The organism is Pseudomonas bohemica (assembly GCF_002934685.1).
Taxonomy (GTDB): Bacteria; Pseudomonadota; Gammaproteobacteria; order Pseudomonadales; family Pseudomonadaceae; genus Aquipseudomonas; species Aquipseudomonas bohemica.
This window is the reverse complement of the sequence record NZ_NKHL01000093.1, coordinates 25450-39445: the sequence shown is the minus strand read 5'-3', so window position 1 is coordinate 39445 and position 13996 is coordinate 25450. Positions and strand designations below refer to the sequence as shown.

Genomic DNA, 13996 nt, shown 5'->3' with positions numbered 1-13996 from the left:
CGTGTTGTTATCAGGCCCGCATCTGTAGGCGAGCCTGTATTGTTCGGCCGGAGCGAGTCCGGCCGTGGCATTGGCAGTGGTCGGTAGGCCGACCTGAAGTGCTTGAACGTCTGGTTGTTGTGGTTGAAACGGTGCGGCGGCGGGGCTCTTGTGGCTCGCTCAGCCTTGATATCGGGTTATTCGGGTTGCGCCGACAAATGCTCATGACAGGCCAGCCAGCGACTGCCGTCATGGCGCAAGACGATGGTTTCCCGCTCGTGAAACTGGCTTTCTGCTGTGCCGAAACGCACGCGGGTGGCGACGTCGTGCATGAAGATCGCGACATCGCCCTGTAGATTGATGTGGACGTTGCTTGACTGGCAGTCGAGCACTGCGAACCCGTCCGCCTGCCAGCCAGCCCACACCTCGCGGTAAGCGGCTCGGGATAGCAGTGCAGCGGGCAGGGTGTAGAACACAAAGGTGGCGTCTTCGCTGAATGCGGCGAAATAAGCGTCAGTATCATTGCTGGCGAACGCCGCGATCAGCTCGCTGGCGGCTTGCTGGACGTGTTCTTTGAGGTGCGCTGTGGAGGTCATGGCCGTCTCGTTGTTGTGATTCTGGCGATGGGGCACGACTTTAAGCAGCTCTTACATTCGTTAACATCGTTGCCGATAAATACTTAGTTCAGGAATTTCGGAAGTAAGGACAGGGTTGGCGACCCTATCAATCGTTCGTCAGACATTCCACTGTAGGCGCGCGTGCCCGTCACTGTTGATTTAGAAAAGGCGCTAATTGGCGCCTGACTTGAACAGACTGCCCTTCAACGGCTGGTGAATTCTCCCACCGGAAGGATCGAAACACGCGCTGTCGTAGTTTGGCGCGACGCATCGCGAAGGCACGCCAGGAGGAGCAGGGCGGATGCTCTGCATGTGGTCGGAGATCTCTTTTTCATTGGTAATGATGATCCGCCGACGCCGACTGATCTGCAGAATTTCGGTGGCGTTCTTGTTCAGTCGATGGGGAAAATCCCGCTCCTCCCAGTCGCTGGAAAGACGTGATTGACCGGGGCGTTGCGGCAATGCCTCGCCAACGTAATCGGGGCATGGCGTTGCGGCGAAACTGATCTTGCCGTCGCGGGCGATGCATTTGAATACCTCGCCACTGGCCGCGTCGCATAGACCGATTGCAAACACCGCGAGCACGATTAAAGACCCTTTCATTGAAGCCCTCCATAGATGGCGCAAGGCTACCATCAGAGGAATAGGCTGTCAGCGTCGGACCGCAGATTTCAATGGGCTTCGTGACTGGCTTTTTGCACCTTGGCCAGGGCCAGCGCCACGAACATATCGGCGTCGCCCTGCAGAACCCGAAGATGGTCTTCCACATGGTCAGCGTTGTTCTGCTGCTCCTTGGAATCGATCAGCCGCGTGACTTCGCAAAGGGCGCTGGCAGTTACCCAAAGGCTCTGACGCAGTTGACCGATGATTTTCACCACACTTTCGGCGCTGTCGCGATCGTCCTCGAATTGACCCAGCGACGGCGGCATCGGCACCTCCATTCGATTGCTTGAATCGATGCCCGTGACCACCCGGCTGATGTCCACGCCAGCGGCCGCAATACGGAACAAATAATCGGCCCGGGGCAAGCGCTGTCCACTTTCATAATGACCTTGAGCATTCGCCTCCACGCCTCCGATAGCGCCGAGGGCGCTTTGCGTGAGTTTCAAGCGTTTCCTTTCCTGTTTCAGACGTTTGCCTATACCGTTCATCAACCTACTCCTGCGAAATTCGCGCCGCTGTTTCGACAGGGGCGCGTAATGGGGGCTGGAATACGGGCTGGGTGATCTACTTTTTAGAACGAGCCTCGTACTGGGCTGCTACGCCAAATGAACGCAGCAACGCGTAGACAGTAGCTTGTCAATTGACTGGATGGGCAGGTTTCCGATGGTCTGTGAAAAGTAAATGGAGCATGTGGCACAGGCGCATGAAAAATCGGGTCTTTTGGATATATTTTCTATCCATACGGGGATAGCCGCTCGCTCCGATCACCGCCATGCCGCCCAACGGACTTTGGCAAGCATGAACGAGGCGTGCTACCGGGGCCGTATTTGCGTTGCTTGCCCCAATCCGAAGTCTTTCCCTGAGCAAAATTGGGCATCGAGTTGATGTGGTTTTTCGAGGATGTTGGCGAAGAGGACGCGAAGGGGCAGGACGGCGTGCTGTCGCCGTCGCCCCAAGATGCGCCGATGAATCGGATGGGCATGAAAAAGCCCTGAGTTTCGCGAGGAAAGTCAGGGCTTTAACGTATATCGAATTTGGCGGTGAAGGAGAGATTCGAACTCTCGATACAGTTTCCTGTATACACACTTTCCAGGCGTGCTCCTTAAGCCACTCGGACACTTCACCGTATCTCTTCAGACGTTCAGTCTGTCGAGGCGCGCTAATGTAGTCGAAAGCTCTTACGAAGGCAAAACTTTTTTTCAGAATTTTCATGCGGTTAAGCAGAAAAGCAGCAAGCCCCGGCTTCGTTGTGAAGGCTGGGGCGTTGCATCGCGCTTGCGGACGTGGGAATCAGGCGCCGAAGCCGCCTGCCGCGCCGCCGCGCAGGGATTGGGCGTCGCGCTGGTGCGCATGCCGTTCGCGTTGCCGTACCTGCGCCGTTGGCGTATTGCAGCGCGTCTTGCGGGATTGGTACGTGGAGGATGGCAATATCAGCATTTATTACGGCGCACACAAAATGTTGCCCGGTAAGACCCGGGCCTGTGTCGATTTTGTGATCGAGCCGTTTGCCGAGCAGCAGTTGGCACGGCCTTTCAGCGCGATTTGGACAAACGGCGCGCTTTTGCAGACAACATTGCTCACGACGAGAGAACCATGGAAATACACCACAAGGCTGCGTTGGTCATCATCGATATGCAGCAAGGTATCAATCATCCGAAACTGGGGCGGCGCAACAATCCCGAGGCTGAGCAGCGGATGCTCGCATTGCTCGACGTCTGGCGCGAGACCGGGCGCACGGTGATCCATGTGCGGCATTTTTCCCGGTCGCCGGATTCGGTGTTCTGGCCCAGGCAATCGGGGGTCGAATTCCAGCCGGCGTTTCTGCCGTGGGACGGGGAAGGGGAGTTGCACAAACAGGTGCCGGATGCGTTCTGTCATTCGGCGCTGGAGGGTTGGTTGCGGGCGGACGGGATCAATCAGCTGTTAATCGTCGGCGTGGTAACCCACAACTCCGTAGAGTCCACGGCCCGTACCGGCGGCAATCTGGGGTTTGAGGTCATCGTGCCTTACGACGCCTGCTACACCTTCGACGGCGCGGATTTTTTCGGCCATCCACGCAGCGCCGAAGACATTCATGCCATGTCGCTGGCCAACCTGCATGGAGAGTATGCGCAGGTGGTGGCGACAGAGGCGATTTTGCAAAGCCTTGGCCGGTAACAAGCCAACCCTGTCGCAACACGGCTGGCGATCCCGAGAACGTTCCGGCATGTGGGAGCGCGCTTGACCGCGATGGCGACCTTCCGTCCTGATGATGTTGGACCGCCGACGTCATCGCGGGCAAGCGCGCTCCTGCAAAGTGAGCTGCTTACAACCGGAACCGCGCCATCTGCGCTGCCAGGTGTTCAGCCTTTTCCGACAACTTTTGACAATCTTCCCGACAGGCCTTGACGTCGCTGGCCGTGGACTGGGCCAGGTCGGCGATGCCTTGCACGTTGCGGTTGATCTCCTCGGTCACGGTGCTCTGCTCTTCGGTGGCGGCAGCGACCTGGTGATTGCGGTCAGTGAGTTCTTCGACATGCCCAGCGATGGCATCCAGCGAATTGCCCGTGCGACGGCTGGCTTCCACGCCCGTGCCTGTCGCGGCCTGCCCGGCACGCATCGAAGTCACGGCCTGATCGGCACCGTTTTTCAGCTCGCCCATCATCTGCTGGATTTCCGAGGTGGCGCTCTGCGTACGACCGGCCAGGGTGCGCACCTCATCGGCCACCACCGCGAAGCCCCGTCCCATCTCACCCGCACGTGCCGCTTCGATGGCCGCGTTCAAGGCCAACAGGTTGGTCTGTTCGGAGATGCTGCGAATCACGCTGAGCACCTGATCGATGGTTGAGATTTGCGTGGCGAGGTTTTCCACCGCGACCGCTGCAGTGCCGACACCGTCAGACATGCTCTGGATGTGACCGATGGATTCGCCGACAACGTTTTTGGCTGACACCGCTTCCTGACGCGTATTACGCGACACGTCGGCAGCTGCACCGGCATTGCGGGCGATTTCCTGCACCGTGAGCCCCATTTCGTGAACGGCCGTGGCGACCATGTCGGTCATCTGTTGTTGCTTGAGCGCACGACTCGCGGTGCTGTCGACGACCCGTGCGACATCCACCACGCTGTGGCGCAATTGCTCGCTGGTCTTGAGCACATCGCCGATCAACAGGCGCAGGCTCTCGATGAAGCGGTTGAAGCCACGGGCCAGGTCGCCCAGTTCGTTGGCGCGGCTGTCGTCCAGACGGCGAGTCAGGTCGCCCTGGCCACCGCCGATGTCCACCAATGCTGTGGTCACTTGCTGGATCGGTCGCACGATACCCCGCGCGATCCAGGCGACGAAGCCCAAAAAGCACAGCACCACCGCCAGACTGATCGCCGAAATCGTCGTCAACGCCTCTTTCGCCGGGCCATAGACTTCCGCCAGTGGCACTTCGCTAACCAGCGTCCAGCCCAGAGAGTTCACTGGCTTGGCCACGGCCACATACTCTAGTCCGTCGCGCTCGAATTCCAGCGCCTGCCCGTTGCCGCCCTGGCCCAACAGGGCGCCAGCCGCCGCATCGCCCACCAGTTGGGTCAATGATTCGCGATCATTGAAATCGGCGTTCGGATGAACCTTGACCTTGCCGTCGGGGCTGACCAGATACACCTGACCGTCCTTGCCGAAATGGAAGTCGCGAACCATCTGCGACAGCGCGCTCATGCTGAAGCCCAGGCCCGCCACGCCGACCACACTGCCGTTGTGCTCAATGCGCTGGTTAATGAACAGCGTCGGCACCTTGGTCGTGGCATCGATATCGATGTCCAGCGAGCGCTGCTTGTTGCTGTCGAGAAAGCCGTAGAACCAGCCGTTTTCCGCCGGGCCGCGCTGCAGCGTACGGTCTGCGCCCTTGTTAGTGATGTAGTGTCCGCTGTCCTTGGCGACAATGAAGGTGGTCAGCGCGTTGTGCTGCTCCTTGATCCTGGCCAGGTAGCGGATGAACGACGGCTGTTGCGTAGGATCTTCGCCGTTGCCCAGCCAGTCGGATACCAGCGTGTTGTCAGCAATGTCGCTGGCGGCTGTCAGAGGCGCGGCCAGCAGGCGTTCGAGGTCGTTGCGGATCGCTTCGACGCTGGCGGGCATGGCTTGTTGCAGCAGGTAGCGGTCGGTGAGTTTGTTGAGCGCATAGGCGTAGATACCGATGACGATCAAGCTACTGATCACCAGCGCAGCCCCCATGCTCAGTGTCAGTTGCCACTGAATACTTTTTCGCCAGACAGGCATAGAAAACTCCGCAAATACAAGCGCACAACCACGATGGAACAGTGCCGCTCATTCGCTCGGAGCAATAAGTGGGCCATTAAGCTGATCGAATGGTCAGTTCGCAGGGGCGGGGGGAGCCGGCAGGCCTCTGGATACAAGGGCCTCATCCGTTCGGCGGATTGTTTCAAAGGTGTTTCAGAGGAGGGTTGTGTACAAAGAATGAGTATTTTTGGAACAATTCTTTTCCTGATGCGCGAAAAAGTGGCGAATGGCCCAGCACCGTGCCCCGGCTTTTGCCATTTGCCTGACGCAATGACTCAGCAAACTCACTCCGAGACAAGCGTCTTTGCAGGGGGGCCGAGAAGCTAGGCGTGCTGCACCCCGGCGCGTTTCAGCAGCTTCTTGCAGCGTTCGGACAGGTGTACCACGCGCAGATGTTTCCCGGCCTTCTCATAACGCTCGCGCAATGTTTTCAGCGCGGCAATCGCCGAGTAGTCGACGAAACGCAAGTGCTGGCAGTCGAGGGTCACGTGCTCGGGGTCAGCCTGGTAATCGAACTGATCGAGAAACGGCGTGGTGGAGGCGAAAAAGAGGGTGCCGTGCAGGTGGTACAGCTTGCTGCCATCGGCTTGGATATGGCTGTCGGCGTACAGCTCGCGTGCCTGCTGCCAGGCGAAATTGAGGGCGGCGATGAGGATGCCGAACAGCACGGCGGTCGCCAGGTCCGTCAGTACCGTGACCACGGTCACCGCGATGATCGCCAGCACGTCGTTCATCGGCACCCTGCGCAACACTCGCAGCGAGGCCCAGGCGAAGGTCTGCTGGGCCACCACGAACATCACGCCGACCAGCGCCGCCAGGGGGATACGCTCGATCAGCGGCGACAGGAACAGCACGAACATCAGGATCATCACCCCGGCCACGCCCCCCGACAGTCGCCCGCGGCCGCCGGAACTGAGGTTGATCACGGTCTGCCCGATCATCGCGCATCCGCCCATGCCACCGCAGACGCCCGACGCGATATTGGCCACGCCCAGGGCCACGCATTCGCGGTCCGGGTAGCCACGGCTTTCGGTGATTTCGTCGGTGAGGTTGAGGGTCAGCAGGGTTTCCAGCAGGCCGACCAGGGCCATCAAGATGGCGTAGGGGGCGATGATGCGCAGGGTGTCGAGGTCCCACGGGACGTCCGGCAGTACCACGTTTGGCAGGCCGCCGGCGATGTGGGCCATGTCGCCGAGGGTGCGGGTCGGCAGGTCGAAACAGTAGACCAGAGCGCCGACACCGAGGATGGCGACCAACGCAGGCGGCACAGAGCGGGTCAGGCGGGGTAGCAAATAGACCACCGCCATGGTCAGCGCGACCAGACCGAGCATCAGGTACAACGGCGTGCCGCCAAGCCAGTGCTCGCCGTTTTTGAAGTGTTCGAGCTGCGCCATCGCAATGACAATCGCCAGGCCGTTGACGAAGCCGAGCATCACCGGGTACGGCACCATGCGCACCAGCTTGCCCAGGCGCAGCAGGCCGAACGCGATCATCACCAATCCGCCCAGCAGCACCGTCGCCAGCAGGTATTGCACGCCGTGTTGCACCACCAGCGCGACAATGACCACGGCCATGGAGCCCGCCGCCCCGGACACCATGCCTGGCCGACCGCCGAACAGAGCGGTCAGGGTGCAGATGATGAACGCGCCGTACAGGCCCATCAGCGGGTTGAGGTGCGCGACGAGGGCGAAAGCGATGCACTCCGGCACCAAGGCGAAGGAGGTGGTGAGGCCGGCAAGGACATCGGCGCGCAGACGAGCGGGTTTCATGGGATACCTGAGGACGGAGGCGTAAAGGGTGCGAATGTTACGGAATGTGTGGCAAACGGGCCAGCCAGACCGAAATATCATCGTCGAATGATGAGCGGTGGGAGTGAGCTTGCTCACGAAGGCTGAGTTTCAGGCGCGAAGATACGTCGAATGTACTGGCCCTTTCGTGAGCAAGCTCACTCCTACAGGATCCGAGCTTGGCACGGAGCCGGCGAAACGGCGGCCTGGATGCTTGCAGTAGGCCTGCAGGTTGACTCGAACCCGTGGGAGTGAGCTTGCTCACAAAGGCTGAGTTTCAGGCGCAAAGATACGTCGAATGTACTGGCCCTTTCGTGAGCAAGCTCACTCCCACATGGTCCGGGTTTGGCACAGGGGCTGGATTTGACACGGAGTCTGCGAAACGGCGGCCTGGATGCTTGCAATAGGCCTGCAGCTTGACTCGAACCCGTGGGAGTGAGCTTGCTCACGAAGGCTGAGTTTCAGGCGCAAAGATACGCCGATTGGACTGGCGTTCTCGTGAGCAAGCTCACTCCTACAGGATCCGAGCTTGGCACGGAGCCGGCGAAACGGCGGCCTGGATTCTTGCAATAGGCCTGCAGGTTGACTCCGATCTGGTGGGAGTGAGCTTGCTCACGAAGTCTGAGTTTCAGGCGCAAAGATACGTCGAATGTACTGGCCCTTTCGTGAGCAAGCTCACTCCCACAGGATCCGGGTTTGACACGAAGCCTGCGAAATGGCGACCTGGATGCTTGCAGTAGGCCTGCAGGTTGACTCCGATCTGGTGGGAGTGAGCTTGCTCACGAAGGCTGCTTAATGGCCGAAGGAGGTTGGCGTCTGGACTGGCGCTTTCGTGAGCAAGCTCACTCCTACAGGATCCGGGTTTGGCACGGAGCCGGCGAAACGGCGGCCTGGATTCTTGCAGTAGGCCTGCAGGTTGACTCCCACAGCTCTGGCTCGTAAACCGCCACGCCAAATGAAATTATCTCAGTGTCCAGTCAACCGCGATTGTGTAACGATGCCGGGCTTGAATAAACGCTGCCCCCTCATGAAGGACAGAACACGGATGCTCGCCGCTCTCAGACATTACCCTGCCTCAGTCAATCTCCTGCTTGCGTCATCGCTGTTTCTGACGCTGGGCAGGGCGATCACCTTGCCGTATCTGGTGATCTATCTGTCATCCAACTTCACGTTGGGCATCAGTGACATCGGCATGATCGTCGGCAGCGCCTTGATCGTCGGCTCGCTGCTGAGCCTGTATGGCGGTTATCTCACCGACAAGCTGTCCAGCTACAAACTCATCCTGTGCTTCACCGGCTTCTTCGTCGCAGGCTTCGTCGGCATGTGCGTGACCGGCAAGCTCTGGCTGTTCTTCCTGTTTCTGGTGTCGTTCAACTTCGCGTATTCGGTGACCGACATCGTGGTCAAGGCCGCGTTTGGCAAGCTGTTGCCAGTGACCGAGCAGAGCAAGGTGTTCTCGGTGCGCTACACCCTGATCAACATCGGCTATGCGGTGGGGCCGTTCATTGGCGCTGGCCTGGCGCACTGGAACATGAAGCTGCCGTTCCTGATGTCGGCGGCGCTGGGGCTGGGCTTCTTTGTGGTCTACGCGATTTATGGCGATCGCAAGCTCAGTTCCGCAGACCCGGCCAACGCACCGGTGTCGTTCCTTGCAGTGGGGCAGATTCTGCTCAAGGACTATCGCCTGGTGTGCTTCACGGTCGGTGGCGTGCTCAGCGCGGTGGTGTTCGGTCAGTTCACCGCCTACATCTCGCAATACCTGGTGACCACCAGCACCCCGGAATTTACCTACCAGGTCATCAGTTCTGTGGTCGCCGTCAATGCCGCGGTGGTGATCTGTCTGCAATATTTCGTCGGCAAGCACATCAGCCGTCAGTACTTGAATCAATGGCTGACGGCGGGTTTCAGTCTGTTTCTGATGGGCGTGGTCGGTTTTGCGTTGTCGACTACGGTGCTGCACTGGGCAGTGGCGGTGGCGCTCTTCACCCTGGGCGAGATCATCGTGTTCCCCGCCGAATACATGTTCATCGACCGCATCGCCCCGAACCACCTGCGCGGCATGTATTACGGCGCGCAGAATCTGTCCAACCTCGGCGGCGCGCTGGGCCCGGTGTTGTGCGGTTTCGCCCTGGCATCGCAGCCAGCGCACTTCATGTTCTATGTGCTGGCGGCCTTTATCGTGGGTGGCGGCTGCTTCTATCTGCTGGGAGCCTCGTACTCCAAACGCCACGACCCACCTTCCAGTACTCGGTGAAATTGTGCGATGAGTGTTCTGTCTCCTCTGGATGCCTGGCAGCAGGCGGTCGACACGCAGGGTTTTCAGCCTGACGAGGCCCAGCGCCAGGCTGCGCAGAAACTGCAGGAATGCTGGTTGGCGCTGCGTGACGGCACGCCCCGTAGTGCATTCAAAGGCGTGTACCTGTGGGGGCCGGTCGGGCGCGGCAAGACCTGGCTCATGGACCGTTTCTTCGAAGGGCTGCAGGTGACTGCACGACGTCAGCACTTTCATCACTTCATGCGCTGGGTGCATCAGCGTCTGTTCCAGCTGACCGGCGTAGCCAAACCCCTCGAGGTGCTGGCCCATGAGCTGGGGCAAGAGGTGCGCGTGCTGTGCTTCGACGAACTGTTCGTCAATGACATCGGCGATGCGGTGATTCTCGGCGGCCTGCTGCGGGCGATGTTCGAGGAAGGTGTGGTACTGGTCTGTACCTCCAATCAGTTGCCCGAGCAGTTGTATGCCACCGGGCACAATCGCGAGCGTTTCATTCCGGCGATTGCGGCGATCAATCGCTACATGACGGTGGTGTCGGTGGACGGTGGTGAGGATCATCGTCTGCACCCCGGCCAGGCGCAGCAGCGTTATTGGGTGGCGAAAGCACAGGGGCCGAGCGCGCTGGTCGAGGTGTTCGAGACCCTGAGCAGTGGCGAGTCGGTGTCGATTCAGCCGGTGCCGCTGGGCCGTCGTCATTTGCCGGTGCTGCGCTGCAGCAAGACGGTGGTCTGGTGCCGCTACAAGGATCTGTGCGAACAGCCGTTGGCGGCGATGGACTTCATCGAGCTGTGTGACCGTTACAACGCCGTGTTGTTGAGCGAAGTCCCGGCCTTGAGTGCGCCGCAGCGTGAGGGGCGCATTGCCCGAGGCACCGAGGACGGGGTAGAGCAGGTGGTGGCGGGGGATCGCGAACTGCCGCAGTTGTCGCCCTACGATGATGGTGTGCGGCGTTTCATTGCGCTGGTGGATGAGTGTTACGACCGCAAGGTGCCGCTGTATGTCGAAGCGGCGATGCCGATGCAAGAGCTGTATACCGAGGGGTATCTGGCATTCGCCTTTCGCCGGACCCTGAGCCGCTTGCAGGAGATGCAATTGGCGCGGTTCGGGCATTGACGCCTTGATTCCATACCCGGCGCGGTAGATACCTGTGGGAGTGTGCTCACCCAGTACATCCATAGTTAGATGTCGGGCCTAAAACGCCGCGTTCGTGAGCAAGCTCACTCCCACAGTGGATCGTGTGCATCCGCGGCATAGCCAGTGTTTGAATGGAAAGGGGGGCTATCGATCAGGATCTGCTTCGCCGCCCTTGCGCCAACACATGCTTGATCCCTTCACCTACCAACACCATCACCCCCAGCCAGATCGGCAGGTAGGTCATCCACTCATCGCGGCCAATGGTTTCCCCCAGCAGCAAGGCCACGCCCACCAGCAGCACCGGCTCGACGTAACTCAGCAGGCCGAACACGCTGAAGGCCAGCAGGCGGCTGGCGAGGATGTAGCTGACCAGTGCCGAAGCGCTGATTGCACCCAGCACCGGAATCAACACATAGAAGCGCGGGAACTGCTCGACCACCGCCGGATTGCCCTTACAGATGAACCACACCGCGACTGGCAGAATCAGCAGCATGTCCCACCACAGCCCGCCCAGATTGTCGCTCCTGATCTTGCGCCGCAGGATGAAATAGAGCGGGTAGCCCAGGCACACCACCAGGGTTTCCCAGGAAAAACTCCCCAGCCGCAGCAATTCGTTGCCCACGCCGACCACCGCACAGCAGGCGGCGATCTTCTGCAGGCGTGACAGTCGCTCGCCATAGACCGCACGGCCGGTGAGGATCATCGTCAGCGGCAGCAGAAAGTAGCCCAGTGACACTTCCAGACTGCGCCCATGCAGCGGCGCCCATAGGAACAGCCACAACTGCACACCAATCAGCGATGCCGATAACACCATCCCCGCCAGCAGGGCCGGTGCATGACGAACCCGCGCAGCCAGGGCGCGTGCCAGTTCCCAGTCTCCGCTGGAGAGCATGAAGATCGTCACGCAGGGCAGGGTCAGCAGCATGCGCCAACCGAATATTTCTTCTCCACTCAATGGTTTCAGCAATGAGGTGTAGTAGTACATGACCGCGAAGAGGCAGGAGGCCATGACCGATAACGCAACACCCTTGTACACAGGGGCTCCCTTTTTCTTTTGAGGTTCCGGTTTTATAGGTATGGATGGCTTCCGTTATCAGGCTCTGACGGCCCGCTTGCAGGAAACGACCCACAGTCTATCCGAAGCCATCCCCGGCGTTCGCCCGCGTTCTGGTAAACACCACTTCGGCTGGCAGTAAACGATGCACGTTTGGCAGAGAACGAGACCGCCTGCCGATTGAGTGATTAATCACTGTCCCTCAGACTTTTTCTCAACGCGCCACACCGACGCGGCCCTTTGAGGAAGACCTCCATGACCCAAGAAATCGCCGGTATCAGAATCCCTGACAGCGCCCTGGCACGGGCGACCACCGAGTACATTCGCGATCAGGAAGACGACCTGCTGTGCCATCACTCTCGCCGGGTGTTCCTCTGGGGCGCGTTGACCGGTGAGCGTAAAGGCCTGAAGTACGATGCCGAGCAGCTCTACGTCGGCGCTATGTTCCATGACCTGGGCCTGGTGGAAAAACACCGCAGCGCCGACCTGCGGTTCGAAGTCGACGGCGCTAACGCAGCGCGGGCTTTCGCCAAGCCGTTCGGGCTGTCCGAAGGCGATCTGGAGCAAGTCTGGTTGTCCATCGCGCTGCACACGACGCCAGGTGTTCCCGAGCATCTGCGCCCGAACGTGGCATTAGTGACTGCAGGCGTCGAAATGGACGTGCTGGGCATCAACTACGACACATTCAGCGATGAGCAACGAGAAGTGGTCACCCATGCCCATCCACGTGGCGAGGCCTTTAAAGAGTGCATCCTGTGCGCCTTCGCCAACGGTTTGCGCGACAAGCCCGACACCACCTTCGGTACGGTCAATGCCGACGTGCTGGTGGACGAAGATCCGAAATTCAAGCCGCTGAATTTCGTCGAGATCATTCGTACTTCGCCGTGGAAAGCCTGATCGACGCTTGATGGTGCAAACTCTGGAGATGCGTTTGGCCGGGAGCGATGCGCGGTCTTGAGGCATTCCTGAGGCCAAATCCCTCGGCATCCCTTCTTCGGCATCGCGCCAACCTTTGTTAGGCTGCTTTTTTGTCGACCCATGATGGGCAGGCATGCCATTCAAGGGAGTTGCAATGACCTCCATCGGCACCGCGGCACCGGTCGTGCCTGGGCGGCTGGAACAGTTCTCCACACGCGTGGCGTTCTTCGTCACCGGCTTCAGCATCTCTGCGTGGGCGCCTCTGGTGCCTTACGCCAAGGGCCGTCTGGGACTGGACGACGCCAGCCTCGGGCTGCTGCTGTTGTGCCTGGGCATCGGCTCGATTCTTTCCATGCCACTGGCGGGCGCCATGACCGTGCGCTACGGCTGTCGGCGGATCATCGTGACGGTCGGCGGTATTGCCTGTCTGTGCCTGCCTTTACTGGCAACCCTCACTCAAGTGCCACTGATGGTGGCGACGCTGTTCGTCTACGGCGCGAGCATGGGGGCGCTTGGCTGTGTCACCAACATTCAGGCGATCATCGTCGAACGCGCCAGCGGCAAAACCATGATGTCTGGCTTTCACGGTCTGTTCAGCTGCGGCGGCATCCTCGGCGCGGCGGGCGTTTCAGCGTTATTGAGCGTCGGCGTCTGACCCTGGTTGACCATGAGCCTGGTGGCGCTGTTCATCGCCATCGCCCTGTTCAGGGCCGGTCCCAACATGCTCGGTTACGGCAGCGAAGCGGGCGGCCCGGCCTTCGCGATTCCCCGTGGCGTGGTGCTGTTCATCGGCCTGATGTGCTTTACCGTGTTCCTCACCGAAGGCGCGATGCTCGATTGGAGCGCGGTATTTCTCAGCGCCCAGCGTGGCGTCGAACCGTCCTATGCCGGGTTTGGTTATGCGGTGTTTGCCCTGGCGATGGCGATCGGCCGGTTGTGTGGCGACCCGATCGTGCGCCGCCTGGGGGTGCACAAGATCATTCTGTTCGGCGGCTTGTGCGCTGCAGTCGGTATGGCCGTTGCCACGTTGATTCCGTACTGGCAGGCCGCGCTGTCTGGTTATGCGCTGGTCGGCATCGGCTGTTCCAACATCGTGCCGGTGTTCTACAGCGCGGTGGGACGCCAGAAGACCATGCCGGAAAACGTTGCCGTCCCGGCCATCACCACTCTGGGTTACATCGGCATCCTCATGGGCCCGGCCGGCATCGGCTTGGTCGCCCACCTCAGTAGCCTCGGCATCGCCTTTCTGGTCATTGCCGTCATGCTGCTGGGAGTGGCGCTCAGTGGCCGGTTTCTGAAGGTCTGAGA

At 60.1% G+C, this 13996-nt stretch carries 11 protein-coding genes, 1 tRNA gene and 3 pseudogenes; 7 read left to right on the top strand and 8 right to left on the bottom strand.

Annotated elements, in window-relative coordinates; genetic code table 11:
• Positions 1-176: 176 nt before the first annotated feature.
• From CE491_RS07375 to CE491_RS07365, 3 genes are all read right to left on the bottom strand, one after another.
• A complete protein-coding gene (locus CE491_RS07375; RefSeq protein WP_110947694.1) occupies positions 177-575 on the bottom strand; it encodes a YybH family protein in 399 nt (132 codons plus the stop codon).
• 192 nt (positions 576-767) lie between these two features.
• Complete coding sequence (locus tag CE491_RS07370; protein ID WP_110947693.1) at positions 768-1199, bottom strand: DUF4124 domain-containing protein; 432 nt, start codon at positions 1197-1199, stop codon at positions 768-770.
• Between the two features lie 68 nt (positions 1200-1267).
• Entirely contained in the window at positions 1268-1747 is a 480-nt protein-coding gene (locus tag CE491_RS07365; RefSeq protein WP_110947692.1) for a helix-turn-helix domain-containing protein, read from the bottom strand.
• A 381-nt stretch (positions 1748-2128) separates the two neighbouring features.
• On the opposite strand from CE491_RS07365, the gene CE491_RS30955 reads away from it, so the two are divergent.
• Positions 2129-2254, top strand: coding sequence for a hypothetical protein (locus CE491_RS30955; RefSeq protein ID WP_267894472.1), 126 nt, complete (start codon positions 2129-2131; stop codon positions 2252-2254).
• 40 nt (positions 2255-2294) lie between these two features.
• On the opposite strand, the gene CE491_RS07360 is transcribed toward CE491_RS30955, so the two are convergent.
• Positions 2295-2384: transfer RNA gene (locus CE491_RS07360), tRNA-Ser, on the bottom strand.
• Positions 2385-2549: 165 nt separating this feature from the next.
• On the opposite strand from CE491_RS07360, the pseudogene CE491_RS07355 reads away from it, so the two are divergent.
• Both CE491_RS07355 and CE491_RS07350 read left to right on the top strand, forming a co-directional pair.
• Positions 2550-2802 (top strand): annotated as a pseudogene (locus tag CE491_RS07355) (LysR substrate-binding domain-containing protein); the annotation flags it as partial.
• Positions 2803-2852: 50 nt separating this feature from the next.
• Positions 2853-3416, top strand: coding sequence for a cysteine hydrolase family protein (locus CE491_RS07350; RefSeq protein WP_110947691.1), 564 nt, complete (start codon positions 2853-2855; stop codon positions 3414-3416).
• A 148-nt stretch (positions 3417-3564) separates the two neighbouring features.
• Here the strand turns inward: CE491_RS07350 and CE491_RS31205 are convergent, their stop codons facing one another.
• The 3 genes and pseudogenes from CE491_RS31205 to CE491_RS07340 form a co-directional block, all read right to left on the bottom strand.
• Positions 3565-4293 carry a methyl-accepting chemotaxis protein gene (locus CE491_RS31205; protein ID WP_407681334.1) on the bottom strand — a complete coding sequence of 243 codons (729 nt, stop codon included), beginning with the start codon at positions 4291-4293 and terminating at the stop codon, positions 3565-3567.
• Positions 4294-4422: 129 nt separating this feature from the next.
• Positions 4423-5361 (bottom strand): annotated as a pseudogene (locus CE491_RS31200) (HAMP domain-containing protein); the annotation flags it as partial.
• 485 nt (positions 5362-5846) lie between these two features.
• Positions 5847-7292 (bottom strand): SulP family inorganic anion transporter, encoded by a 1446-nt coding sequence (locus tag CE491_RS07340; RefSeq protein ID WP_110947689.1) that lies wholly within the window; start codon positions 7290-7292, stop codon positions 5847-5849.
• Between the two features lie 1063 nt (positions 7293-8355).
• Here CE491_RS07340 and CE491_RS07335 point away from each other — a divergent pair.
• Both CE491_RS07335 and zapE read left to right on the top strand, forming a co-directional pair.
• The gene (locus CE491_RS07335; protein WP_110947688.1) at positions 8356-9564 is read left to right on the top strand and encodes an MFS transporter; all 1209 of its coding nucleotides are present in this window, start codon (positions 8356-8358) and stop codon (positions 9562-9564) included.
• 9 nt (positions 9565-9573) lie between these two features.
• Entirely contained in the window at positions 9574-10695 is a 1122-nt protein-coding gene (gene zapE, locus CE491_RS07330) for a cell division protein ZapE (RefSeq protein WP_110947687.1), read from the top strand.
• A gap of 172 nt (positions 10696-10867) precedes the next feature.
• Here zapE and rarD read toward each other — a convergent pair whose 3' ends face one another.
• Positions 10868-11752 (bottom strand): EamA family transporter RarD, encoded by an 885-nt coding sequence (rarD, locus tag CE491_RS07325; protein ID WP_110947686.1) that lies wholly within the window; start codon positions 11750-11752, stop codon positions 10868-10870.
• 273 nt (positions 11753-12025) lie between these two features.
• Between rarD and CE491_RS07320 the strand changes: the two genes are divergently transcribed.
• Both CE491_RS07320 and CE491_RS07315 read left to right on the top strand, forming a co-directional pair.
• On the top strand, positions 12026-12667 hold the full coding sequence (locus tag CE491_RS07320) for an HD domain-containing protein (RefSeq protein ID WP_110947685.1): 642 nt from the start codon (positions 12026-12028) through the stop codon (positions 12665-12667).
• A gap of 175 nt (positions 12668-12842) precedes the next feature.
• Positions 12843-13994 (top strand): annotated as a pseudogene (locus CE491_RS07315) (MFS transporter).
• Positions 13995-13996: the final 2 nt, after the last annotated feature.